Origin of the sequence: Streptomyces tatrensis (genome assembly GCF_049310065.1) — a bacterium.
Lineage (GTDB): Bacteria > Actinomycetota > Actinomycetes > Streptomycetales > Streptomycetaceae > Streptomyces.
On the sequence record NZ_JBMDLB010000011.1, the window covers coordinates 3,282,664 to 3,306,664 of the forward strand.

Consider the following 24,001-nt stretch of genomic DNA (forward strand, 5'->3'; position numbering starts at 1 on the left):
GGATGTCCCCGTGAACGACAGGGGCGGGGCAGCGGCGGCGGACGAGCTGGTACGGGCTGCGGAGGCCGGGGACGGGGCGACCGTCTCCCGGCTGCTGAGCCGGGGCGCCGCCGTGGACGCGAGGGATGCCGAAGGGCGCACGGGGCTGGACCTCGCCGTGCGCGAGGGCCGGGACGGCGTGGTGCGCGTCCTGCTCGCCGCCGGCGCCGACCCCGAGCAGATCACGGGCCCGTACAACGAGGAACTGCCGCTGGTGCAGGCGGCCACCAGGGGCCACGCCGGCATCGTGCGGCAGCTGCTCGCCGCAGGCGCCGACCCCGACCGCGCCAATGGACTGCGCGCCACCGCTCTGGGCCGTGCGGGGGCCGAGGGCCACACGGAAACGGCCCGGGTCCTGCTGGAGCACGGAGCGGATCCGCACGTCCTCTGGAAGGCCCTGACCCCCGCCGAGTGGGCGACCCGCCTCGGCCGCACCGAGACGGCGGAGTTCCTGCGCACCTGGGCCGCCGGGCCGGGCGGCCCGGCGGCGACGGCTTAGGCGCCGGCCGGAGTCGTCGACTTCAGGGTGCCGTCCGGGCCCGCCAGGAGGACCGGGGTGTCCGGGCCGCCGAGGTCGCGGACCGCCGCGCGGTCGGCGTCGGAGGGGGCCTCGGCGGCGCTGACGACGGCCGCCGCCTCCAGGGACTGGGCGCCGCTGGCCACGGCCATCGCGACGGCCGTCTGGAGCGCGCTCAGCTTCAGGGAGTCCAGCGCCACGGTCCCGGCGACGTACGTACGGCCGGTCTCGTCCCGGACCGCCGCCCCCTCGGGCACGCCGTTGCGGGCCCGGGCGCTGCGCGCCAACGTGATGATCTTGGTGTCTTCGGGGTCGATCCCGGTGCTGTCGGTCATGGCCCGAAGCATATGGAGCGCGTCGGCGGGGCCGCACGACGACCCCGCCGACGCGCTCTCCCCTCCACCCCCGGTGTCCCCCCAGGATCTTGGTGGCGCAGGGATAAAACTAAGCGCTGCGTAAGGGGATCCACGGCCCCGAAGGTCCCGTGATCCGTGACCTTCGACCCTTCCCCGATTCCACGCCGGGGAACGCTACGGCCGGTCGAGCCGCAGACGCTCCGCCCGTGGGAGGCCCGCGACGACCAGGTCGTACGAGTCCTCCACCAGCTCCCGGACCAGCGCGTCGGGCAGCGCGCCCGCCCCGCCCGCGGTCACCGTGTTCCAGTGCCGCTTGTTCATGTGCCAGCCCGGCACGACCGCCTCGTGCTCCGCCCGCAGCGCCACCGCCCGCTCCGGGTCGCACTTGAGGTTGACCTTCAGCGGGTCGGCGTCCAGCGCGCTCAGCGCGAACATCTTCCCCAGCACCTTGAACACCGAGGTTTCCGGGGTGAAGGGGAACTCCTCCACCGCCGCGTTGAACCCCAGACAGAAGGCGCGCAGCTCCGCAGGCGTCACTCCGTCTCCCCTTCCTGGCCCCCCACCGGTACCACCGGCTCCACCAGCACGGTCACGATCTTGTTCCGCCGTCCCGCCGGGGATTCCGCGGTCAGCCGCAGCGGCCGCCCGTCCGGCAGGTCCACCACGGCCGAGGCGCCGGCGATCGGCACCCGGCCCAGCGCCTTGGCGAGCAGTCCGCCGACCGTCTCCACGTCCTCGTCGTCGAAGGAGTCCACCTTGAACAGTTCGCCGAGGTCGGTGATGTCCAGCCGCGCCGTGACCCGGTAGCGGTCCGCGCCCAGGTCCTCGACCGGCGCGATCTCCCGGTCGTACTCGTCGGTGATCTCGCCGACGATCTCCTCGAGGATGTCCTCGATGGTGACGATCCCGGCGGTGCCGCCGTACTCGTCGATGACCACCGCCACGTGGTTGCGCACCGACTGCATCTCGCGCAGCAGGTCGCCCGCGTTCTTGGTGTCCGGCACGAACACCGCGGGCCTTATCGCCGTGGAGACCAGGTCGCTCTCCGCGTCCCGGCTGATGTGCGTCTTGCGGACCAGGTCCTTCAGGTACACGATGCCGACGATGTCGTCCTCGTTCTCCCCGGTCACCGGGATCCGCGAGAAGCCGGACCGCAGCGCGAGCGTGGTCGCCTGACGGACCGTCTTGTACCGCTCGATGCAGACCAGGTCGGTGCGCGGCACCATGACCTCGCGCACGAGGGTGTCGCCCAGCTCGAAGACCTGGTGCACCATGCGGCGCTCGTCGTCCTCGATCAGCGATTCCTTCTCCGCGAGGTCGACCATCGCGCGCAGCTCCGCCTCGGAGGCGAAGGGCCCCTTGCGGAAGCCCTTCCCGGGCGTGAGCGCGTTGCCGAGGAGGATCAGCAGTTGCGGGATGGGCCCCATGATCCGGGCGAGCGGTACGAGGACGTAGGACGCCGCCGTCGCCGTGTTCAGCGGGTGCTGCCGGCCGATGGTGCGCGGGGACACGCCGACCGCCACGTAGGAGACGAGCACCATCACGGCGATGGCCACGAGCAGCGCGGTCCAGTTCTCCCCGAACTCGTCCAGGCAGACGTACGTGACGAACACGCCCGCCGCCATCTCGCAGGTGACCCGGACCAGCAGCGCGACATTGACGTAGCGGGTGGGGTCGCCGGCGACCTGGGCCAGCTTCGCGCTGCCGCGCCGGCCCTCCCGTACGGCCTGTTCGGCGCGGAAGGCGGAGATCCGGGCGATCCCGGACTCCGCGCACGCGGCGAACCAGGCCACCACGACCAGCAGGACGGCCCCGGTGATCAGCTGGAGATCACCGGTCATGAGACGGTCGGCGCCGGGGACGGGCCGGTCACGCCGTTCTCGCCGCGCCAGCCGTCGACGATGGCCGCCTGGAGGCCGAACATCTCGGCCTTCTCGTCCGGCTCCTCGTGGTCGTACCCGAGCAGGTGCAGCACCCCGTGGACGGTCAGGAGCTGGAGCTCCTCGTCCATGGAGTGCTGCGTCGGCGCGTCCTCGCCCTGCTTCTTGGCGACCTCGGGGCAGAGCACGATGTCACCGAGGAGCCCCTGCGGGGGCTCCTCCTCGTCCTTCTTCGGCGGACGCAGCTCGTCCATCGGGAAGGACATGACGTCGGTGGGTCCGGGCAGGTCCATCCACTGGATGTGGAGCTGCTCCATCGCGTCCTCGTCGACGACGATGACGGAGAGCTCCGAGAGCGGGTGGATCCGCATCCGGGCGAGTGCGTAGCGGGCGATGTCGAGGATCGCCCGCTCGTCGACATCGGTTCCGGACTCGTTGTTGACGTCGATCGACATGGTGCGCTGATTTCTACTTCCGCTGGAAGCCGTTCCGCGACTGCTTCGCGTCCTGGCTGTCGTCGTACTTCTCGTACGCGTCGACGATACGGCCGACCAGCTTGTGCCGGACGACATCCTCGGACGTGAGCCGCGAGAAGGCGATGTCCGGAACGCCTTCGAGGATGTCCTGCACCTGCCGCAGACCGCTCTTGGCACCGCCCGGGAGGTCGACCTGGGTCACGTCGCCGGTGACGACGATCTTCGAGTCGAACCCGAGCCGGGTCAGGAACATCTTCATCTGCTCGGGGGTGGTGTTCTGCGCCTCGTCGAGGACGACGAAGGCCTCGTTGAGGGTGTTGTGCGTCAGCAGGTAGTCCTGCGTGACGTACAGCGAGTCCTCGGCGGCCACCTGGATGCACACCGCCTCTTCGCGGCCCGCGGGCTCGATGGAGTCGATGAAGCGCATCGGGCGCCCGCCGCCGCCGGCCGCGTGGTAGGCCTCCCGCTTGCGGGTGAGGCGGAAGGGCTCGATGCCCTCGGGGAGGCGGATTTCGACGACGTGCGAGTCACGCACGTGAGCGGCCAGGGCAGTGCCCTGCTTGCGGCCCTCGGCTGCACGACGCCTGGTGTAAGCCACCCCGCCGAGGGACTGAACGAGGGCGATCACGTCGTCCCGCAGGACGATCGAAGTGGTGGAGTACTGGATCCGGCAGGTGCGGTCCTGCTGCGTGACGGGACCACCGTCGGAGTCGAGCAGACCCTGGAGGACCGCGAGACGGATCTCATCTGTGTTGAACAGGTAGTCGTCCGGGACGAACTTGGAGTGCGAACGGCTGCCCAGCAGATCCAGCTCTCGCATGACCCGGGTAACAGGGTTCTCCAGGGTGACCACGTCGCCGGGCGACTTCACCCTGTTCAAAACATAGTCAGGACCGCCCTTGTGTCGTGCGGTGACTCCGGGAAGAGCCGCCTCCAGGGCGTGGACGAGTTCCTCGTCCTCCGTGGCGAAGGAAGGCGTGGTCGAACCGGTAAGGCACCCGTCACCGAGCAGCAGACCCAGCGCGTACGCGTCCATGGGGACCGCACGCTCGGGGAAGGCAACGGGCGCAGTCAGCAGCGGCAGCTCGTAGCGGCGTGCGTGCGCCGCATGGAGGTTGCCGATCATCTCCTTGGTCTCCAGGACCCGCCACGGCTTGTCGCGGCGCTTGTCCGAGGCCGTGCGGACCGTCCACAGGTGCTCACCGCAGCACAGGGTCCAGGCGCCGTCCTGGGCCGTGAGGCGGTAGATGTCCTTCTCGCCCTGCGGGTAGACGCCGAGAACCGGGGTCGGTTCGCCGTTCGATCCGACGACCAGGTCACCCACCTGGAGGTCGCCGATGGCACGCCAACCGTCCGGGGTCAGCACTTGTGTGAAAATCGGATGCGCTCGACCCCTCATGTACGCCAGCGGCGCCACCTCGATCGTGCCCGCCGCCATCAGCCGCGGGATCGACTCCGGGTCGATCATGTCGTGCAGCGCGTCGTAGAGCGGGCGCAGGTACGGGTCGATCTTGTCGAAGAGGGTGCCGGGGAGGAATCCCAGGCGCTCGCCGGCCTCGACCGCCGGGCGGGTCAGGATGATCCGGCTGACCTGCTTGGACTGCAGGGCCTGGACCGCCTTGGCCATGGCGAGGTAGGTCTTGCCGGTACCGGCGGGGCCGATGCCGAAGACGATCGTGTGCTTGTCGATCGCGTCGACGTACCGCTTCTGGTTGAGGGTCTTGGGGCGGATGGTGCGGCCGCGGCTGGAGAGGATGTTCTGGGTGAGCACCTCGGCGGGCGTCTCGTCCGGGCCCTCGCCGTTGCCGCTCGACCTGAGCATGGCGATCGAGCGTTCCACTGCGTCCTCCGTCATCGGCTGCCCGGTGCGGAGCACCAGCATCATCTCGTCGAACAGGCGCTGGATCAGAGCGACTTCCGCCGCCGTGCCGACCGCGCTGACCTGATTGCCCCGAACATGGATGTCGGCCCTCGGGAAGGCCTTCTCGATCACGCGCAGCAGGGCGTCGCCCGAGCCTAGGACGGACACCATCGGATGGGTGGCCGGAACGGTGAAGTGGGCTCGCGCCTGCCCCGACGCGGGGGTCTTGGCTGTCGGTGTCTGAGTCATGGGCCGGCACTGTGGCCTGCGCATACCTCCCACTGAGGGGCCGCGCCGATCGACGGCCGCCGGACTTCCAAGCCTACGTCGCCGCCCCGGCATCCCCGAGGGGTTTTACGGGGTCTCCTGGGGGGCCGGCCCCACACCCGACCCACCGGCCGATATCAGCCCCTCCGGCGTTTGAGGAGCGGGGGTCCGGGGGCTGGCCCCCGGGCACGGCGCCGCACCCGACCACCGGCCGATATCAGCCCCTCCGGCGTTTGAGGAGCAGGGGTCCGGGGGCTGGCCCCCGGATAGGCGCCGCACCCGACCACCGGCCCAGATCAGCCCCTCCGGCGCTTGAGGAGCAGGGGTCCGGGGGCCGGCCCCCGGCAACGGCGCCGCACGTTGCCGACCCACCACGGGGGGAGGACACACGCGTCGGGGTCGGGGCACGGCCCCGCCGCGTTCCCCGGCCGGCCAGGCCTAAGCCGACTGCCGGAAGCCGATCGTCGGGACCGCACGGCGCCTGCTCGCCGGCTCCGCGGCCCGCGGGACCAGGTCGTCCAGGAAGCCGTACCGGCCGCGCAGGGCCTCCGGGGCGGTGCGCCACCAGTGGGCCACCTCCGGCCAGCCCGGGGCGGACAGGGAGCCGCCGAACTCCTGCACCGACAGGGCGGCCGTCAGGCCCGCGAAGGCGAGCCGGTCCGCGAGGGGCCACTCGGCGAGGGTGCCGGTCAGGAAGCCCGCCACGTACACGTCGCCCGCGCCGGTCGGATCCAGCGCGTCGACCGCGATCGCGGGGACCTCGGCCGTCTCCCCGGTCCGCCCGTCCACCGCGTACGAGCCCTCGGAGCCCATCGTCACCACCGCGATCGGCACCTTCTCGGCCAGCGCCCGGGCCGCCGCCCGCGGGCAGTCGGTGCGCGTGTAGGCCATCGCCTCCCCCGCGTTGGGCAGGAAGGCCTCGCAGTGCTCCAGGTCGGCCAGCGCCCCCAGGTCCCACCGCCCGCTGTCGTCCCAGCCGACGTCGGCGAAGACCCGGGCCCCGCGCCGGGCCGCCTCGGCGACCCAGGCCTCGCCGCCGCCCGGGCCCAGCGAGGCCACGGCCGCGCGGGCGCGGGGCGGGCACTGGGGGAACGGTCCGGGGCCCGCCGGGGGCGGGGCCTCGTGGCCGTGGGAGACCATCGTGCGCTCGCCCTCGTACGCCATCGAGACGGTGACGGGGCTGTGCCAGCCGGGCACGGTCCGCGACATCGACAGGTCGATGCCCTCGCCCTGTTCGAGGGCGTCCCAGCAGTACTCCCCGTAGTGGTCGTCCCCGAAGGCGGCGGCCAGGGAGGTGCGCAGGCCGAGCCGGGCGAGGGCGGTGGCCATGTTGGCGACGCCGCCGGGGCTGGACCCCATGCCGCGCGCCCAGGACTCAGTGCCGCGCACGGGGGCCGAGTCGAGGCCGGTGAAGATGATGTCGAGGAAGACCGTGCCCGTCAGGAAGACGTCGCAGCCGGGTTCTTGGGGGTCGCGCAGCGGACCGAGCGGGTCCACGGCGGAGTCGAGGCTGTCCCGGCTGCTGCGACTGGTCACGATGTACTCCCCGTTCGGGTCGGCGCTCGTTCTGATCTTGGCGGGTCGTTTCTTCACTGGTCTTCACCGGGCTCGATCCACGTCTCTCCACGAGGTTCAACCCACGTCCGCCGTCGGGCTCTCCCGCCAGGGAGGACCCGCTCTACAGTGTGACGCAGATCACCGCCCGAACGCCCTTCTCGGAAGATCCTGCCACTTGATAAATATGAGCCCCGCGCACTTGCGGAATCTCACGCTCCACCTGTGTCACCTGGATCAACCGTGCCCGACCGCACCCCCGCGCCGCCCGCCGCCTGGCCGCTCGTCGCACTCTTCACCTCCGGTTACGTCGCCCCGTACCTGTTGCCGACCGTCGTCGGCCGGCTCGACGCGAACCTCCCGCTGAGCCCCGCGCAGGCCGGACTGATCGGCTCGGTCCTGCTGCTCGGCTCGGCCGCCGCCGGTTTCACCCTCGCCTCGCGCATCCCGCGCCACGGGCCGCGTCCGCTGGCCCGGCTCGGGCTGCTGCTCGCCGTCCTCGGGTACGGCACGGCGGCCGCCACCGCGCAGCTCCCCCTCGTCATCGCGGGCGCCGTCCTCGGCGGCTTCGGCTCGGGCACGGCCACCGCCGTGGCCGCCTCCGGGATCGCGGCGCAGCGCGACCCGCACCGGACCTCCTCGCTGGGGCTGCTGTCGGTGTCGGCGACGGCCGGGGCCCTGTACCTGACCCTGCCCCGGCTCGGCGGCGGGCACGGGCTGCCCTTCGCGGCGATCGCCCTGGTCGCGCTGGCGTGCTGGCCGGCGACGGGCCGCCTGGCCGGTGCGGACCGCGCCGACGGCACCGGCCACGCCGCCGTACGGGTCTCCGGGCGGCTGCCGTACCCCCGCGCCGGGGTGGTGCTCGCCGGGGCCCTGATGCTGTGGTCGCTGGCCCAGAACGCCCTGTGGGGCGTCAGCGGCCGCATCGGCGCGCAGCAGGCGGGCCTCTCCGAGGTCACTCTCGGGATCGTCTTCGCGGCCGCGCTCGGCGCCGGGCTGCTCGGGGTCACGGCCGCCTCCGCGCTCGGGGCCCGGCTCGGGCGGGCGGTCCCGGTGGGCGTGGGCACGGCGGTCATCGCCTGCTGCGTGGTGCTGGCCTCGCACGCGCGGGACCTGGGGTCCTTCGCCGCCGGGGAGATCCTGTGGAACGCGGTCTACCCCGTCGTGCTCTCCTACGCCATCGGCCTTGCCGCCGCCCTCGACCCGCGCGGGCGCTGGGCCGTCCTGGTCGGCTCCGCATCCTCGCTCGGCGTGGCCTGCGGGCCCGTCACCGGGAGCCTGCTCGCCGAGCGCGCGGGGTTCCCCGGCATGGGCCTGGCCCTCGGGGGGCTGCTGCTGGCGGTGGCCGGGCCGATGGCCGCGGTCGCCCTGCACGTCGGCGGACGCCCGCTGACCCCCGGCTCGGTGCGTCGGCGTGGCGGGGCCCCGGCGGCCGTGCTCGCCGCCGGGGCCGGGACGCCGGCCGGCTCGGTGCCGAGGGTCGGCGCGCAGGAGCTGGAGGTCGTGGAGCTCGCGCAGCTCCGCGCCCGCCCGCTGCGTCTGCCCCCGCTCCGGGTGCTGCTGCTCTCCCCGGCGGCGGCCCGCCGAGCCCGGGAACGCCCCCGCAGGCGCATCCGCACCGGCGCCTAGGCTCCCGGAGCCGGGACGGCCGCCCGGGCGGCTGCCGCCCGACGCGGTGGTCCGCGACCTGGCGACCGCCCCCGCCCGGGGACTGCCCTGCGGGGCAGAGCTCCCCTACCCGCCCTTCCACCGTTCCCCGGGCGCTGCCCGGACCCCTGCCGCGTGCGGCGCCGTTCCCGGGGGCCAGCCCCCGGCCCCCCGCGCCTCAAACGCCGGAGGGGCTGGATTTCCGCTCGGCGGGGCTGGATTGCCCGCAGGGCAATTCCAGCCCCGCCGGCGTTTGAGGCGCGGGGGGCCGGGGCGGAGCCCCAGCGGGGTCCGGGCAGCGCCCGGGGAACGGTGGAAGGGCGGGTCGGGGACTTCGCCCCGCGCAGCGGCAAGGGGGTGCTGCGGGGGCTTCGACCCGCGCAGCGGCAAGGGTCACTGCGCGGACCTCGGCCCCGCGCAGCGGCAAGGGTCGCCGCGCGGAACTCCGCCCCGCGGAGCAGCGCATCGGCAGCCGGGGACCGGCTCCGCACGAGCCGCCGCAGGCGGCCCCGCTATCCGGCCCGCTTCGGCACGGGAACCCGTACGAGATCCGCGGCGATCGTCAGCTCGCCCTCGAAGCCGGCCGCCCGGGCCTGCCGTTCGAACTCGGACGGGTCGCCGTAGCGCTGCGAGAAGTGCGTCAGCACGAGGTGCCGCACGCCCCCGTCCCGCGCCACCCGGGCCGCCTGCCCGGCGGTGAGGTGCCCGTGGTCGGTGGCCAGCTGGACGTCCGCGTCGAGGAAGGTCGACTCGATGACCAGCATGTCGCAGCCAGCGGCGAGCACCTCGACGCCCTCGCAGAGCCGGGTGTCCATGACGAAGGCAAACCGCTGTCCGGCGCGCGCCTCGCTGACCTCGTCGAGGGTGACCCCACCGAGGCTGCCCTCGCGCTGGATCCGGCCCACGTCCGGCCCCTTGATCCCGTGGAACGCGAGCAGTTCGGGCCGTATCCGGCGCCCGTCGGGCTCGGTGACCCGGTACCCGAAGGACTCCACCGGGTGCGAGAGCCGTACGGCGTCCAGGGTGTACGCGTCCCCGCGCGCCAGGATCCCGTCCTCGGCCACCGGCTCCTCGGCGAGCTGGACGGTCTCGCGGTAGGCCGTGGCGTACCGCAGCCGGTCGAAGAACTTCTGTCCGGAGGCCGGGTAGTGGGCGGTGACGGGGTGCGGGACCCGGTCGAGGTTGATCCGCTGGATCACCCCGGCGAGGCCGAGGCTGTGGTCACCGTGGAAGTGGGTGACGCAGATCCGGTTGATGTCGTGCGCGGCCACCCCGGCGCGGAGCATCTGGCGCTGGGTGCCCTCGCCGGGATCGAAGAGGATGCCCTCGCCGTCCCAGCGCAGCAGGTAGCCGTTGTGGTTCCGGTGGCGGGTGGGCACCTGGCTGGCGGTGCCGAGGACCACGAGTTCTCGTACGGACACGGTTTATCCCGGGGGCCATTCGAAGCCGCGGCCGCCGAGGACGTGCGCGTGGGCGTGGAAGACGACCTGGCCGGCGCCGGCGCCGGTGTTGAAGACGAGGCGGTAGCCGCGGTCGGCGAGCCCCTCGTCGGCCGCGACGCGGCCGGCCTCGCTCAGGACGTCGGCGGCGATCCCGGGCTCCGCGGCCGCGAGGGAGGCGGCGTCGGGGTAGTGCGCCTTCGGGATGACGAGGACGTGGGTGGGCGCCTGCGGGTTGATGTCGCGGAAGGCGACGGTGGTGTCCGTCTCCCGGACGACCGTCGCGGGGATGTTCCCCGCAACGATCTTGCAGAACAGGCAGTCGGCCTGCGGTTCCCCGGCCATGTGCTGAGCCCTTCGTGACGGGTGATCGGTTCCGGCATCGTATCCAGCGCCGTCGGCCGGACCGCTCAGGACCAGCTGTCCGTCAGGACCAGCTGCCCGTCAAGACCGGCTACCCGTCAAGGCCGGCGGCCCGTCAGGACCAGCGACCCGTCCTCGCCAGCAGGACCGCCGCGGCGGCCGTGCCCGCCGTGGAGGTGCGCAGCACCGAGGACCCCAGCCGGTACGGGTGCGCCCCGGCCGCGGCGAAGGCGGCGAGCTCGTCCGGGGAGACCCCGCCCTCGGGTCCGACGACCAGGACGATGGAGCCGGCGGCGGGCAGTTCCGCGGTGGCCAGCGCGCCCGAGGGGGCGTCCCGGTCCTCGTGCAGGACCACGGCGAGGTCGGCACCGGCGAGCAGCGTCGCGACCTGCTTGGTCGACAGCGCCTCCTCCACCTCGGGGAAGCGGACCCGGCGGGACTGCTTCCCCGATTCCCGGGCGGTGGCCCGCCACTTCGCGAGGGATTTGGCGCCCCGGTCGCCGCGCCACTGGGTGATGCAGCGCGAGGCCTGCCAGGGCACGATCGCGTCGACGCCGGTCTCCGTCATGGTCTCGACGGCGACCTCGCCCCGGTCGCCCTTGGGCAGGGCCTGGACGACGGTGATCCGGACGGTGGGCTCCGGCTCCTCCATGACGGACTCCAGGTCCATGATCACCAGACGGTCCTTGCCCTCCGCCGCCTTGACCACTCCCTCGATCCACCGGCCCCGGCCGTCGGTCAGCACCACGTCCTCGCCGGGGGCCAGCCGCTTCACGGAGACCGCGTGGCGGCCCTCGGGGCCGTCCAGGACGAACTCCGGCCCCTCGGGAACCTTTTCGACCACGAACACCGGGGCGGTCATGACGCACTCCTCATCTGCATTGCCTTCAACACGTCCTGTGCCGCGCCGAGTTCCGCCGCGAGCACCTCCACCAGTTCGCCGGCCGGCAGGGCCCGCGCCAGCCGGTGCCCCTGGCCCGCCCACAGGGCCATGCCCTGCGGGTCCCCGGCCGCGGCGGCGGCCTTGCGCAGCGGCGCGGTCAGGTGGTGCACCTGCGGGTACGCGGCCGGGGCGTACGGGCCGTGCTCGCGCATGAACCGGTTGACCAGCCCGCGGGCCGGCCGCCCCGAGAAGGCCCGGGTCAGCTCCGTCCGGACGAACAGCGGGTCGGTCAGCGCCTTCTTGTGCAGGGCGTGCGCGCCGGACTCCGGGCAGGCCAGGAAGGCCGTGCCGAGCTGCGCGGCCTCCGCGCCCGCGGCGAGCAGGGCGGCGATCTGCGAGCCGCGCATCAGGCCGCCCGCCGCGATGATCGGGAGGGCCACGGCCTCGCGCACCTGCGCGACGAGGGCGAGCAGGCCGACTCCGGCCGTGCCGTCGCCCTGCGGGTCATCGCGGTGGGTGCCCTGGTGGCCGCCCGCCTCCACGCCCTGGACGCAGACGGCGTCGGCGCCGGCCGCCTGCGCGGCGCGGGCCTCCTCGACGGAGGTGACGGTGACGATCGTGTACGTACCGACCTTGCGCAGGCAGGTGAAGGCCGCGGGCGAGGGCACGCCGAAGGTGAACGAGACCACGGGTACCGGGTCTTCGATGAGAATGGCCAGTTTGGCGTCGTAGCCGTCGTCGCTGTTGCCGATGATGTCCTCGTCGGCGAGGGAGATCTCGTACCAGGAGGCTTCACTGGCGAGGTGCCCCCGGTAGGCCTCCACGACCGCCGGGTCCGCGTGGGAGGCCTGCGGCAGGAAGAGGTTGACGCCGAAGGGGCGGCGGGTGAGCGCGCGCAGCCGCTTGATCTCCTGGTACATGCCGTCGGCGGTCTTGTAGCCGCCGGCGAGGAAGCCCAGTCCGCCCGCTTCGCACACGGCGGCCGCGAGCGGCGGGCAGGACGCGCCGCCCGCCATGGGCGCCTGCACGATCGGGTACGCGAAGAGACCGTTCGGTGCGGAGGACATGAGCTGCATCGTGCCATGTCCCGCTCATGGGACCGAATCACGGCATTCGCCTGGCATAGTCCCCTTCACCGGGGTGCCCGAATACCGCCGCCGCCCTGCCGTCCCGCATGCCGCGAGCCCGGTCCGGGGCATCCCCGGACCGGGCTCGCAGGTGTTCTCGTACGCTGCCCGTACGCTGCTCCGCGCGCGGCTCAGCGCCCGTTGAAGGCGTCCTTCAGGCGGCTGAACAGGCCTTGCTGGCCCGGCGCGAACTGGCCGAGCGGCCGCTCCTCGCCGCGCAGCTTCGCCAGCTGGCGCAGCAGGTCCTCCTGCGCCGGGTCCAGCTTGCTGGGGGTGGTGACCTCGACGTGGACGATCAGGTCGCCGCGACCGCCGCCGCGCAGGTGCGTGACGCCCCGGCCGTGCAGGGGGATCGCCTGGCCGGACTGGGTGCCGGGCCGGATGTCGATCTCCTCCAGGCCGTCCAGCGTCTCCAGCGGGCACTTGGTGCCCAGGGAGGCCGCGGTCATCGGGATGGTGACCGTGCAGTGCAGGTCGTCCCCGCGCCGCTGGAAGGTCGGGTGCGGCAGCTCGTGGATCTCCACGTACAGGTCGCCGGCGGGGCCGCCGCCGGGACCGACCTCGCCCTCGCCCGCGAGCTGGATGCGGGTGCCGTTCTCGACGCCCGCCGGGATCTTGACGGTGAGGCTGCGGCGGGAGCGGACCCGGCCGTCGCCCGCGCACTCGGGGCACGGGGTCGGGACCACGGTGCCGAAGCCCTGGCACTGCGGGCAGGGGCGCGAGGTCATGACCTGGCCCAGGAAGGACCGGGTGACCTGCGAGACCTCACCGCGGCCGCGGCACATGTCGCAGGTCTGCGCCGAGGTGCCGGGGGCGGCGCCTTCGCCGGAGCAGGTGGTGCAGACGATGGCCGTGTCGACCTGGATGTCCTTGGTCGTGCCGAAGGCGGCCTCGTCCAGTTCCAGATCGAGGCGGATCATGGCGTCCTGGCCGCGGCGGGTCCGCGAGCGCGGTCCGCGCTGCGAGGACTGGCCGAAGAAGGCGTCCATGATGTCGGAGAAGTTGCCGAAGCCACCCGCTCCGAAGCCGCCGGCTCCGCCGCCGCCCGAGGAGGACAGGGGGTCGCCACCGAGGTCGAAGACCTGCTTCTTCTGCGGGTCCGAGAGGACCTCGTAGGCGGCGTTGATCTCCTTGAAACGCTCTTGCGTCTTGGGATCGGGATTCACATCCGGGTGCAGCTCGCGCGCGAGCCGCCGGAATGCCTTCTTGATCTCGTCCTGCGATGCGTCGCGGCGCACGCCGAGAACGGCGTAGTAGTCCGTGGCCACTTACGACTCCGCCAGGATCTGTCCGACGTAACGTGCCACTGCGCGTACCGCTCCCATCGTTCCGGGGTAGTCCATGCGGGTCGGTCCGACCACGCCGAGTTTGGCGACTGCTTCGCCGCCCGAACCGTAGCCGACCGAGACGACGGACGTGGAGTTCAGTCCCTCGTAGGCGTTCTCATGCCCGATCTTTACGGCCATTCCCGACTCACTGGCCTCGCCCAGCAGCTTGAGGAGCACGACCTGCTCCTCCAGCGCTTCGAGCACCGGCCTGATCGTCAGGGGAAAATCGTGTCCGAAGCGGGTGAGGTTGGCGGTGCCGCCGATCATCAGCCGCTCCTCCGCCTCCTCGACCAGCGTTTCGAGGAGGGTGTCGAGGACGGCCTTCACCGTCACCCGGTCCTCGCTCTCGAAGGATTCCGGAAGGTCCTGCACCAGCGGCGGCACGTCGGTGAACCGGCGGCCGACGACACGGCTGTTGAGGCGGGCCCGCAGGTCCGCGAGCGAGGCCTCCCCGAAGGGGGTCTGGCAGTCGACGAGCCGCTGCTCGACCCGTCCGGTGTCCGTGATCAGGACGAGCATCAGGCGGGCCGGGGCCAGCGCGAGCAGCTCGACGTGCCGGACGGTGGAGCGGGTCAGCGACGGGTACTGGACGACGGCGACCTGCCGGGTGAGCTGCGCGAGCAGCCGTACCGTGCGGCCGACGACGTCGTCGAGGTCCACGGCCCCGTCGAGGAAGTTCTGGATGGCCCGGCGCTCGGGCGTCGACAGCGGTTTGACCCCCGCCAGCTTGTCGACGAAGAGGCGGTAGCCCTTGTCGGTGGGGATCCGGCCGGCGCTGGTGTGGGGCTGGGCGATGTAGCCCTCGTCCTCCAGCACGGCCATGTCGTTGCGCACGGTGGCGGGCGAGACGCCGAGCCGGTGCCGCTCGGTGAGCGCCTTGGAGCCGACCGGCTCCTCCGTCCCGACGTAGTCCTGGACGATGGCGCGCAGCACTTCGAGTCTGCGTTCGCTGAGCATCGCGCACACCTCCATCGTTTCCGTCGTTCGCGGCTTCGGCAGGCTCTGCCTGCTGGCACTCTGAGCGTTCGAGTGCCAGAGATCCCCCGGTCAGTGTACGGCGGGCTGGTACACCCGTAGCAAGGGCGGCCCGCCAAGGTAGCGTCGCGGCATGGACGTGCGTTGGGAAGAGGCGGGCTGGGAACAGCTCACAGAACGGACCGGCCGCAAGCGGCTGCCGGTGTGGGACTGCACCGTGGGACTGGTGCTGGGCGAGGATTCCGCCCTCCTGATCGACCCCGGGTCCTCCCTGCGGGAGGGCTCGCTGGTGCGGGCCGAGGCGGAGGGGCTGGCGGGGCGGCGCGTGACCCATCTCGCATTCACACACGGACATTTCGACCACGTACTGGGCGGCGCGGCCTTCGCGGGGGCGGAGGTCTACGGCGCGGTCGGGCTGGACGCCGTGCTCTCGACGGGCCGGGAGGAGCTGCGCGAGGACGCGGTCCGCCAAGGCCTGCCGGAGGCCGAGGCGGCCGAGGCGGCGGACCTGCTGGTGGTCCCCCGGCACCTGGTGTCGGGCGAGTGGACCCTCGACCTCGGCGGGCTGCAGGTACTGCTGGCGAACGTGGGGCCCGGGCACTCCGGGCACGATCTGGCCGTCTTCGTGCCCGGTGCCCGCGAGGTGGTCTTCTGCGGCGACCTGGTCGAGGAATCGGGCGAGCCGCAGGCCGGTCCGGACGCGGTGACCGGGCAGTGGCCGGCGGCCCTGGACCGGCTCCTCTCCCTGGGCGGGGACGACGCTCTGTACGTACCGGGTCACGGAGCGGTGGTCGACGCGGCCTTCGTACGTGCCCAACGCGACACACTGGCCGCCCGTTTCGGCGTGTCGGACACCTGAGGCGGCCCGCTCTCCTACCCTCGGCCGGATGCGTGAGTACTCCCCCGACCTGACCCCGCAGTGGAAGCGCGCCAAGCCCGTACCGGAGGTGCCGGCCGATCCCGATCTGGTGGTCGAGGTGGCGGGTACGGACTTCTGCGGCGCGGTGGTGGCCTGCGAGGCGGGCACGGTCACCCTGGAGGACCGCTTCGGCAAGCGGCGCGTCTTCCCCCTCGAACCCCGCGCCTTCCTCCTGGACGGCGCGGTGGTGACCCTGACCCGCCCGGCCCGGGGGCCGGCCGCCCCGGCCCGTACGGCCTCGGGCTCCCTCGCCGTCCCAGGTGCCCGCGCGCGGGTGGCCAGGGCGGGCCGGATCTACGTGGAGGGCCGCCACGACGCCGAACTGGTCGAACGGGTCTGGGGCGACGACCTGCGGATCGAGGGCGTCGTGGTGGAGTACCTGGAAGGCATCGACGACCTCCCGTCCGTGGTCGCCGACTTCGCCCCCGCGGCCGACGCCCGCCTGGGCATCCTGGTGGACCACCTGGTCCCGGGCTCCAAGGAGTCCCGCATCGCCGCCTCCGTGACCTCCCCGCACGTCCTGATCGTGGGACACCCGTACGTGGACGTCTGGCAGGCGGTGAAGCCCTCGGCCCTCGGCATCCGCGCCTGGCCGGTGATCCCGCCCGGCCAGGACTGGAAGACGGGCATCTGCCGGGCCCTGGGCTGGCCGGAGAACACCGGAGCCGCCTGGCAGCACATCCTGTCCCGCGTGACCTCGTACAAGGACCTGGAGCCCACCCTGCTGGGCCGCGTCGAGGAGCTGATCGACTTCGTTACTGCCGGTGGTACCGCTTGAACTTCGGGAGGGTGCCGAACTCACTGGTGTCCAGCTTGACGTCCAGGATCTCCAGGGGGACGGGGTCTCCGAACCCCACCCTTCGCTCGACCTTGTAGTCCGCTTCCTCACCGGTCCCGGCCGGCTCCGTGAGGAGCAGGCATTCCGCCTCGAAGGGATCGATGATCAGGTAGGCGGGGACCCGACCGGCCGCGTACATCGAGCGCTTGATGCCGTAGTCGGCAACCCCGCTGTTCTTGGACACGACCTCGACCAGCATCGCCACGGCCGGGGCGGGGATGAGGCGCCCGGGACCCGGCTCACTGCCGTTCTCCAGCACCACGAGGTCCGGCTGGGGTTCGCTGGTTTCGCCGGGGATCGCGATGTCCTGGGTCTGGAGCGACTCCCACCGGTCGCGCGGAATCTGGTACAGCACGGACAGCACGATCCTGTTGTGGACCCGGTCCGGCCCGGCCATCATCACGATGTCCCCCCTGAGGAGTTCGGCCTTGAAGCCCTCCGGGACCTCGAAGTCCTCGAAGACTTGCGCGGCATCCGTGATCAGCCGGTCATCCACAGCGGTCATCTCCGTGGTCCTCCGCATCCTGCCGCCGTCGCTTACGGTGGCAGCCTAGGAACAGGATAGGCAGGCGCGTCCCGATTCCGCCCGGATTCACTCCCCCGAGTGGTCAGTCCACGAGGTCGCGGACGACGGCGTCGGCCAGCAGCCGCCCCCGCAGGGTCAGGACGGCCCGTCCGGCCTCGTACGGGTCCGGCTCCAGCAGCCCGTCCCCCAGGGCCCGCCCGGCCGCCGCGAGGCCCGCCGGGGCCAGCAGGGACAGCGGGACGCCGTCCACGAGCCGGAGCTCCAGCAGGATCCGCTCCACCCGCCGGTCCTCCTCCGAGAGGAGCTCACGCCCCGCCCCGGGCGAGCGCCCCTCCGCCAGCGCGGCGGCATACGCACCGGGGTGCTTCACGTTCCACCACCGCACCCCGCCCACGTGCGAGTGCGCTCCGGGCCCGGCCCCCCACCAGTCGGCCCCGCGCCAGTACAGCTCGTTGTGCAGGCAGCGCCCGGCCTCGGAGGTGGCCCAGTTCGAGACCTCGTACCAGGAGTACCCCGCGTCGGCCATCACCGAGTCCAGGATCAGGTACCGGTCCGCGTGGACGTCGTCGTCCGTCATCGGGACCTCGCCCCGCCGGATCCGCCGCGCGAGCTGGGTGCCCTCCTCCACGATCAGCGCGTAGGCGCTGATGTGATCGGGCCCGGCGCCGAGCGCCGCCGACAGCGACGCGCGCCAGTCCTCGTCCGATTCCCCCGGCGTCCCGTAGATCAGGTCCAGGTTCACGTGCTCGAAGCCCGCCGCCCGCGCCTCCGCGACGCAGGCCTCGGGCCGCCCGGGGGTGTGCGTACGGTCGAGCACCTTCAGGACGTGCTGCTTGGCGCTCTGCATGCCGAAGGAGATCCGGTTGAAACCGCCCGCGCGCAGCTCCGCCAGGTACTCCGGGTTCACCGACTCCGGATTGGCCTCGGTGGTGACCTCGGCGTCCTCGGCCAGCCCGAATTCCTCGCGGATCGCCGCGAGCATCCGTACGAGGTCGCCGGCGGGCAGCAGCGTGGGCGTGCCGCCGCCCACGAAGACGGTCCGTACGGCCCTGGGGTCGTCCCCGAGGACCTTGCGCGCCAGCCTGACCTCGTCGATCAGGGTGTCGGCGTAGTTCTCCCGGGAGGCGAGCACACCGCCGGTGCCCCGCAGCTCGGTGGCCGTGTAGGTGTTGAAGTCGCAGTACCCGCAGCGCGTGGCGCAGTACGGAACGTGCAGGTAGAACCCGAGCGGCCGCTCCCCGGCTCCCGCAAGGGCGTGGAGCGGCAGCGAGCCGTCTTCGGGCATGGGTTCACCGTCGGGCAGTGCGGAAGGCATACCGCCATCATCCCGCACCGCACGAGGCGGCCCGGTCACGTCACCCGTCGACGAAACGGATGATCACTCTCAGCCGTACTCCTTCTTCGGTGACGCATTCAACGGTGTCACCGACCTCTCGCCACATCAGCGCCAGGCCGAGGGCCGAGTACGGACTCAGCCGCTCGACTTCGCCGCTCGGGTTGAGGGCAATCTCATAGATCGTAATGCCGTCTTCTTGGTCCGTGTCCTCCAGACCCACGAGGCAGCCTGGGGTGACGAGGCCGCCCTCGTCGGCCGCCGTGTCGACCTCTGCCTGGTCCAGAACGGTACGGAGGAAGTCCTTGCGGTCCTCCAGCAGGCTCTCGCGCTTCTCCCGGGCTCCTTGTTGAGCGTGCCATGACGAGCTGTCGACAGCTACGACCTCCGGCGGCGGCTTCTCAAGCTCGTCCCGGATCCTGTCGAGCTCCTTCTGGACCCGGCGATAGGCGGCCAGGGAGATCCCGTGGGCCTTGATCCGCCGGTCTCGGCTCACGGCCGGCACGGGAGAAACGGCGGGCGCGGCCTGCGCGGCCGGGCGTTGTGTGCTCCGCGGTTGCGGCGGGACAGTCTTCATCGTGCGCTCGGCCGGCCCGGCTTCAGAATGCGCGGGGCGCAAGAGCTCTATCGGGGCTCCCTGGCGGAACCCCTCGGCCGATCGACCGTTGTGATATCGGATGATGGCCGTCTGCCGGCCGGACACCAGTACGGGAATGTCAGTCCTCGCGATGCTGGCCCTGACTGCGGCCTGCACCTCGTGCCGGGTGAGACGGATGAGGGACACGCGGTCCCGGATCACCTCCACGGCATCCTCGCCTTCAGGTCCCGTGTCCCCGAGGAATCGGGCCCTGCCGGTCGGCTCCTCGGTGTTGGGGACGGTACGGCGCATGCTGAGTGCGTGCTGAGCGGTGTTGACCTCGGAGCGCTGGAGCCAGGCCACCGTCCGGAAGCCATGTGGATCCAGCGTCCAGGCGACCGGTGCACCAGTCTCCTGCCCGGCCGCTTCCCGGGGCTGCCCAGTCCGGGCACCCGCTGCGGCCGTCCCCCGCCCGGCGGGTACGGGTCCATCAGCCTCGGCGTTCGCCGACGCAGCGGTGCGGACACGCTCCGGAGCCCGTACGGCTTCCTGCCGGGAAGGAGCTACGGACGGCGCCGGTACGACGACTCGCGCGGCTGCAGAGTCCGTCGGCACACGTGCGTCGCTCCGGGCCGCAGTCTCAATGCCGAGCCGGTCCAGCTCCGCCCACAGGGGCTCGAGCGCCTTTTCCGGGTCGAGGAAGAACCGGCTGCCTCTGATCCGTACGAAGGTCCAGCCGACCCGCTCCAACTCGCGCTGCCGTGCGGCATCGGCGTCTGCGTTCTCTTCCGTGTGGAACGCGTCGCCGTCGCACTCCACCGCCATTCGGCGGGTGCCGCCCTCCACCACCAGGTCGATCCGGTAACGGCCGGCCGGATACTGCGGCCGGACCCGGTAACCCCTGGCCCGCAGCGCGAGGAACACACGCTGCTCGAAGAGGCTGTCGAACGCGTCATGCGGCTGGTCGGGCGACACCTCTCCGAGACCCGCACCGTCCTGAACCTCGGCAGGCCGCGAGAACCAGTCCAGGTAGGCCCGCCGCAGATCGGATTCCCCGAGCTCGGAGAGCCCGAAGCTGTGAAAGAGCCACACCTGGTCACGGGCGCGGGAGGCCGCCACATTGATGTGCTGCTGTGCCAGTGTGTTGCTGTACGGGCCGACGCGGCGGGGCCCTTCCGGGCCGGTCAGTGAAGTCACTGCGCTGATGAAGACGACATCCCGCTCGTCGCCCTGGAACTCCTCGGCATTGCCCACGCGCAGCCGACGCCGCTGACGCTCGTCCAGCGGGAGGTCGCTCAGCAGATCCTCGATCAGGAATTTCTGCGCGGCGCCGAGCAGCGTGATGACGCCCATCGTGCGCCCCTCGTACGCCGGATCCCCGACGCACCGGAACACCGTCTCGACCAGCTGCTCCGCCTCTGCCCGGTTGATCTGCTTCTGGCCGCTGCCTTCCACATATCCCTCGGCCACGTGGACGGCTCGCAGGGGTGTCAGCCTCTCGGCGCCGTACTGACGCAACGGCTGCAGCCGTCCTCCGTAGCAGAGCTCGTTGGAGAAGCCGATGATCTCCGGCATGCAGCGGAAGTGCTCGCGCAGCATCAGGCGGCCACGGCCGCCCGCAAGGCCGGAGGCGATGTCAAAGAAACTGGCGGTCGGTGTGAACAGGTTCCGGCGGAAATCCGGCAGTCCGCTGAGCAGCCTGCTCTGCAGCAGGAACAACTCTTCGTGGTCGATACCGACATTGGCGGGGCTGACCTGTTTGTCATCGCCCACCACGATGATCTTTGCGCCGAGCCAGGCCAGCAACAGGGCCTCCGGCCCCGACTGGCTCGCCTCGTCGATGATGACGACGTCGAAGCGCCCGGCCCGGTCCATCGGAACGGTGTCGGTCACCTGATGGAGCGGCATGATCCAGGCAGGGACCGCCGACTGACTGGCCTGCAAGCTCTCCCGGGCCTGCCGACGGTATCGGGGCGCGTATTTGCCGGTGCCCTTGCCCAGCCTTTTGACGCTCTGCTGGTAGGAGGTGAGGGCGACAGCCTGGTCATCGGTAAGACGGGACAGGCAGCTGTACCAGGCCTTGTCCGCGGCGAGTCGCTCGAGGCTGATACGGATGTCGGCATCGGCCTGGGCAAGCAGGGCGAGTTCCTTCGCCTCTGCCGCCGGGTCGGTGAGTTCGCGCATCCGGGCGTCCCACGCCGCCCAGGCCCACGCCGCCTCGTAGTCCGGCAGCCTGGTGTCCCAGTGGGCGGACTCGGCATCTGACTCGATCCTGTCGGCGAGTTCCGGCAAGTGTTCCGCGACGGCCGAGTAGGCGTCGTCGCAGTCACGCTTGCGCGCCAGGGCGTTGCGCAGCTCGTCGACCTCGTCGATCGCCTCGGCGTACGCCTTGGTGTCGCGGGCTTCGGCAGCCTCGCGGGCCCGGTCCAGCGCGGCCGCCGCACCTCTGCGATGTGCCGCGTCACGCAAGGCCGCGAGGGTGTCCGCAAGCCTTTCGCGCGGGACCTGTGCTGCTCGCCGTGTCGAGTGGGCCCTCAGGAGGCTCCTGGCCGTGCCGAGGCGCATCCCGTCCTGCCAGGCCATCCCGGCCAGTCCGGGCGCTGCAACTGCAGCCTGGACCACCTCGCTGCGGCGGTCGGCCAGGTCGCCGAAACGGGTGAGCGTGACAACATTCTGGCGCAGCAGGGTAAGACGCCGGGCGTGCGGCTGCCATGCGGAGTCGGGTGCACCGCTTTCGTTCTCGGTGTCCTGCAGGTTCCGCTCCAACCGGATCCGATGGAGCACGATCTCGGCGGCGGCCGCCGTCTGCAGGGGCTGGCCGTCGACCCGCGCCGTCTCGGGGAAGTCCCCCACCGCCTTGCGGAGCCTGGTCTTCATCCCCAGCGGTCCCCGGAGCTTCTCGCCCGCGGCAAAGGAGTCCCGCAGGACCGTGGCCAGGCCGAGAGCGCCGGGTACGTCGTACTCCTCCAGCCCACTGACGAGTACGGAGCCCAGCGCGGAGGCCGAAGCCTGCGCCTCGTCCAGCGCTGCGGCCTCCCGTTCGAGCCGGTCCCTCAGCTGCAGGTCGCGGCCTGCCAGTACCTCGTCACGCAGGGCGGCGAGCCACGGTGTCGGCTCGTCGGCCGTGGTAGCCACCGCAGCCGCGAAAGCTTCCAATGCAGTAGCCAGTCGCTCCTGTGCGGCCAGAGTGAGCCCCGAGATCGCGTCGTCGAGGCGGGCGGAGAGCGGGTCTTGCCGCAAGAGCCCCAGATCGGCCTCGGCCGCCCGCACCGACTCGACCGCAGCCGCGAATTCCGCCCCGGAGAGCAGCATCGCCGGTTCGGGCAGCCGGGCGGTCACGGAGGCCGCGAGACGCCGGTGGTGCGCGGTGAACGCGAGGGACGCCCTGCGTAGATCCGTCAGCAACGGACCATCGACGAGCGGTTCGGTGCCAGGGACAGCTCCGATCCACTCGAAGCGCGGCCGTTCCTCGTTGAGTCGCTGGGCAATGCGAGCCAGGGTGCCCTGGTAGTCGCCGATATCAGCACTGTGCTGGTAGGTCTCCCGCTCCCGCAGGGCGCGGAGGTTCTTCAGCGCGGATGCCTGGCTCGATCGGGCAGAGTGGAGTTTCGCCTCGTGGTTCTGGATCGCGCGCGTGTACGTGTGTGCGGAGAACTCGCCTTGCCGGTGCAGGATCGCCCTGATCGACTGCTCGAGTTCCTGCTGGGCGGTGAGATCGTCCGTGCGGCTGACGCAGAGTTCGCGTACCGATTCCGGCAGTTTGTCCTTGAGTACCTTCAACGCCCTTGCCGTGTGGCTGGTAATCAGCACGCGCTGGCCGTGCGCGAGTAGATCGGTGACGAGATTGGCAATCGTGTGGGTCTTGCCAGTACCGGGAGGCCCCTGCACGACCACCAGGTCCCTGTCGCGCATCCGTTCGGCGATCGTCCGCTGTTCGTCGTTGGAGGGCAGAGCGAAGTAGAGCTCTTGCGGCCCGGCTCTGTCAGCGCCGGGGCCCGGCCCTGCGTCGTGGCCCGCCTCGAACGGTGCCGAAGCCCCAGATCCCGCGATGGCCCGTAGCAGCCGGGTCGGTTCGGCCCCCTGCTCGATGCGGGTCGCCACGCCCTGAAGCGCTTCGAGCATGCTGCGGCGGGTGCGTTCACGGAGGACGAGCGCCGGCGCGAAGCTGACCACGGGCACCGACCTGCCGCCTGCCGCACTGTGCTGGGCCGCGCCGCTCTCGTACCGTCCCGCCTCGTGGGCGGCGATGACCCAGGTCCTGAGTGCCTGGTGCAGGACCTCCTGTTGATCCGGATCGGTGGTGTCCACCGCCTCCAAGTCCTCGCGGATGCTTTCCCTGGTCTGGGCGCGAGCCTTCTGCTCGGCGTCGAGCATGGATTCCTCGAGCGTGGGCGCGCCGTGCTCCGGGTCAGGGCCGACCGAGATGGTGCCCGTCTCGGGGTCGAGGGCGATCACCGCGCGGCAGGTGATCAGATGACGCCGGACGGCCTCCCCACTGGAGCTCCAGGTCAGGTAGCCGATCCCGACAACGAGTTCGTAGCTCTCTCCGAGATCGGTGACGTCCTCGTGAATGCGGTAGAGCCGGTCGTACACTCGCGCGGCCGGCTTTACCGCACGGTCGTGTTCCGCCCAGCGCAGCCAGCGAGCCGTCCAGGCCCGGTGTTCGGGAAGCAACTCGTCCCGCCTATGGAAGGCATCAAGAGCGACAGGCGTGCGGTCGGACTGTGCGTCGCCGCCGACGGGGACCGTCACGACCCTGAGATCCGCCTGCTCGCGCAGGGCGGGAGCAGTGGTCCGGTCCGAGTCCCGCACCTCGGCAGGGTTCAGCCAGGGGGCGAGGAGGCTCGACGGAGCAGGTGCGTCCGGCCGAACCGGGCGCTGGGCCGCGAGCCACAGAGGCGTGCCTCCCGGCACCGCTTCCACCAGGAACGAGGCGAACTGCTGGGGTAGATCGCTGAACCAAAGAAGATGACGGGCGCCGTCGTGATGGCGCACCGGCTTGGTCCGGCTCTCACCCACCTCCGCGAGATAGCGGAAAATCTGCCTTACGCGGGCCATGTCCTCAGGGACACCGGCGGGGACGGACACAGGTACCT

19 protein-coding genes are annotated in these 24,001 nt (G+C 71.8%); 4 read left to right on the top strand and 15 right to left on the bottom strand.

Annotation, left to right across the window (positions count from 1 at the left end):
- Positions 1-10 precede the first annotated feature (10 nt).
- Entirely contained in the window at positions 11-538 is a 528-nt protein-coding gene (locus ACODT5_RS30735; protein ID WP_422522406.1) for an ankyrin repeat domain-containing protein, read from the top strand.
- Here the strand turns inward: ACODT5_RS30735 and ACODT5_RS30740 are convergent.
- The 6 genes from ACODT5_RS30740 to ACODT5_RS30765 all read right to left on the bottom strand — a co-directional run bounded on the left by ACODT5_RS30740 (position 535) and on the right by ACODT5_RS30765 (position 6,935).
- The gene (locus ACODT5_RS30740) at positions 535-891 is read right to left on the bottom strand and encodes a cytidine deaminase (protein WP_243334727.1); all 357 of its coding nucleotides are present in this window, start codon (positions 889-891) and stop codon (positions 535-537) included. The genes ACODT5_RS30735 and ACODT5_RS30740 overlap by 4 nt on opposite strands.
- A gap of 195 nt (positions 892-1,086) precedes the next feature.
- The gene (locus ACODT5_RS30745; protein ID WP_422522407.1) at positions 1,087-1,449 is read right to left on the bottom strand and encodes an MmcQ/YjbR family DNA-binding protein; all 363 of its coding nucleotides are present in this window, start codon (positions 1,447-1,449) and stop codon (positions 1,087-1,089) included.
- Positions 1,446-2,753: a hemolysin family protein gene (locus ACODT5_RS30750; RefSeq protein WP_422522408.1), complete on the bottom strand. Its 1,308-nt coding sequence runs from the start codon at positions 2,751-2,753 to the stop codon at positions 1,446-1,448. Before ACODT5_RS30750 ends, ACODT5_RS30745 begins: the two co-directional genes overlap by 4 nt.
- Entirely contained in the window at positions 2,750-3,247 is a 498-nt protein-coding gene (gene ybeY / locus ACODT5_RS30755) for an rRNA maturation RNase YbeY (RefSeq protein WP_243334740.1), read from the bottom strand. The genes ACODT5_RS30750 and ybeY overlap by 4 nt, the downstream gene beginning before the upstream one ends.
- Before the next feature lie 13 nt (positions 3,248-3,260).
- Positions 3,261-5,378, bottom strand: a complete 2,118-nt coding sequence (locus ACODT5_RS30760) for a PhoH family protein (protein WP_422522409.1) — start codon at positions 5,376-5,378, stop codon at positions 3,261-3,263.
- 456 nt (positions 5,379-5,834) lie between these two features.
- On the bottom strand, positions 5,835-6,935 hold the full coding sequence (locus ACODT5_RS30765) for a carbohydrate kinase family protein (protein WP_422525093.1): 1,101 nt from the start codon (positions 6,933-6,935) through the stop codon (positions 5,835-5,837).
- Positions 6,936-7,193: 258 nt separating this feature from the next.
- On the opposite strand from ACODT5_RS30765, the gene ACODT5_RS30770 reads away from it, so the two are divergent.
- The gene (locus ACODT5_RS30770; RefSeq protein WP_422522410.1) at positions 7,194-8,579 is read left to right on the top strand and encodes an MFS transporter; all 1,386 of its coding nucleotides are present in this window, start codon (positions 7,194-7,196) and stop codon (positions 8,577-8,579) included.
- Positions 8,580-9,109: 530 nt separating this feature from the next.
- On the opposite strand, the gene ACODT5_RS30775 is transcribed toward ACODT5_RS30770, so the two are convergent.
- The 6 genes from ACODT5_RS30775 to hrcA all read right to left on the bottom strand — a co-directional run bounded on the left by ACODT5_RS30775 (position 9,110) and on the right by hrcA (position 14,694).
- Positions 9,110-10,018 (bottom strand): ribonuclease Z, encoded by a 909-nt coding sequence (locus tag ACODT5_RS30775; protein WP_422522411.1) that lies wholly within the window; start codon positions 10,016-10,018, stop codon positions 9,110-9,112.
- A 3-nt stretch (positions 10,019-10,021) separates the two neighbouring features.
- A complete protein-coding gene (locus tag ACODT5_RS30780) occupies positions 10,022-10,381 on the bottom strand; it encodes a histidine triad nucleotide-binding protein (RefSeq protein ID WP_422522412.1) in 360 nt (119 codons plus the stop codon).
- A gap of 133 nt (positions 10,382-10,514) precedes the next feature.
- Entirely contained in the window at positions 10,515-11,261 is a 747-nt protein-coding gene (locus ACODT5_RS30785; RefSeq protein ID WP_422522413.1) for a 16S rRNA (uracil(1498)-N(3))-methyltransferase, read from the bottom strand.
- Entirely contained in the window at positions 11,258-12,349 is a 1,092-nt protein-coding gene (locus ACODT5_RS30790; protein ID WP_422522414.1) for a nitronate monooxygenase, read from the bottom strand. Before ACODT5_RS30790 ends, ACODT5_RS30785 begins: the two co-directional genes overlap by 4 nt.
- Positions 12,350-12,540: 191 nt before the next feature.
- On the bottom strand, positions 12,541-13,677 hold the full coding sequence (dnaJ, locus tag ACODT5_RS30795) for a molecular chaperone DnaJ (RefSeq protein ID WP_388500559.1): 1,137 nt from the start codon (positions 13,675-13,677) through the stop codon (positions 12,541-12,543).
- The gene (gene hrcA / locus ACODT5_RS30800; RefSeq protein ID WP_422522415.1) at positions 13,678-14,694 is read right to left on the bottom strand and encodes a heat-inducible transcriptional repressor HrcA; all 1,017 of its coding nucleotides are present in this window, start codon (positions 14,692-14,694) and stop codon (positions 13,678-13,680) included.
- Between the two features lie 151 nt (positions 14,695-14,845).
- On the opposite strand from hrcA, the gene ACODT5_RS30805 reads away from it, so the two are divergent.
- The gene (locus ACODT5_RS30805) at positions 14,846-15,571 is read left to right on the top strand and encodes an MBL fold metallo-hydrolase (RefSeq protein WP_422522416.1); all 726 of its coding nucleotides are present in this window, start codon (positions 14,846-14,848) and stop codon (positions 15,569-15,571) included.
- A 28-nt stretch (positions 15,572-15,599) separates the two neighbouring features.
- Positions 15,600-16,409, top strand: a complete 810-nt coding sequence (locus ACODT5_RS30810) for a DUF3097 domain-containing protein (protein ID WP_422522417.1) — start codon at positions 15,600-15,602, stop codon at positions 16,407-16,409.
- On the opposite strand, the gene ACODT5_RS30815 is transcribed toward ACODT5_RS30810, so the two are convergent.
- The 3 genes from ACODT5_RS30815 to ACODT5_RS30825 form a co-directional block, all read right to left on the bottom strand.
- Positions 16,387-16,974: a Uma2 family endonuclease gene (locus ACODT5_RS30815; protein ID WP_422522418.1), complete on the bottom strand. Its 588-nt coding sequence runs from the start codon at positions 16,972-16,974 to the stop codon at positions 16,387-16,389. The two genes, ACODT5_RS30810 and ACODT5_RS30815, sit on opposite strands and share 23 nt — an antisense overlap.
- A 103-nt stretch (positions 16,975-17,077) precedes the next feature.
- Positions 17,078-18,310, bottom strand: a complete 1,233-nt coding sequence (hemW, locus tag ACODT5_RS30820; RefSeq protein WP_422522419.1) for a radical SAM family heme chaperone HemW — start codon at positions 18,308-18,310, stop codon at positions 17,078-17,080.
- A gap of 40 nt (positions 18,311-18,350) precedes the next feature.
- Positions 18,351-23,993 carry an AAA domain-containing protein gene (locus ACODT5_RS30825; protein ID WP_422522420.1) on the bottom strand — a complete coding sequence of 1,881 codons (5,643 nt, stop codon included), beginning with the start codon at positions 23,991-23,993 and terminating at the stop codon, positions 18,351-18,353.
- Positions 23,994-24,001: the final 8 nt, after the last annotated feature.

Bases quoted from the DNA above. Each gene is read 5' to 3' on its own strand.
- ACODT5_RS30805 (WP_422522416.1), top strand. From the start codon at position 14,846: ATGGACGTGCGTTGGGAAGAGGCGGGCTGGGAACAGCTCACAGAACGG.
- ACODT5_RS30810 (WP_422522417.1), top strand. From the start codon at position 15,600: ATGCGTGAGTACTCCCCCGACCTGACCCCGCAGTGGAAGCGCGCCAAG.
- ACODT5_RS30815 (WP_422522418.1), bottom strand. From the start codon at position 16,974: ATGACCGCTGTGGATGACCGGCTGATCACGGATGCCGCGCAAGTCTTC.
- ACODT5_RS30790 (WP_422522414.1), bottom strand. From the start codon at position 12,349: ATGTCCTCCGCACCGAACGGTCTCTTCGCGTACCCGATCGTGCAGGCG.
- ACODT5_RS30760 (WP_422522409.1), bottom strand. From the start codon at position 5,378: ATGACTCAGACACCGACAGCCAAGACCCCCGCGTCGGGGCAGGCGCGA.
- ACODT5_RS30780 (WP_422522412.1), bottom strand. From the start codon at position 10,381: ATGGCCGGGGAACCGCAGGCCGACTGCCTGTTCTGCAAGATCGTTGCG.
- hemW (WP_422522419.1), bottom strand. From the start codon at position 18,310: ATGCCTTCCGCACTGCCCGACGGTGAACCCATGCCCGAAGACGGCTCG.
- ACODT5_RS30785 (WP_422522413.1), bottom strand. From the start codon at position 11,261: ATGACCGCCCCGGTGTTCGTGGTCGAAAAGGTTCCCGAGGGGCCGGAG.
- hrcA (WP_422522415.1), bottom strand. From the start codon at position 14,694: ATGCTCAGCGAACGCAGACTCGAAGTGCTGCGCGCCATCGTCCAGGAC.
- ybeY (WP_243334740.1), bottom strand. From the start codon at position 3,247: ATGTCGATCGACGTCAACAACGAGTCCGGAACCGATGTCGACGAGCGG.
- ACODT5_RS30750 (WP_422522408.1), bottom strand. From the start codon at position 2,753: ATGACCGGTGATCTCCAGCTGATCACCGGGGCCGTCCTGCTGGTCGTG.
- ACODT5_RS30740 (WP_243334727.1), bottom strand. From the start codon at position 891: ATGACCGACAGCACCGGGATCGACCCCGAAGACACCAAGATCATCACG.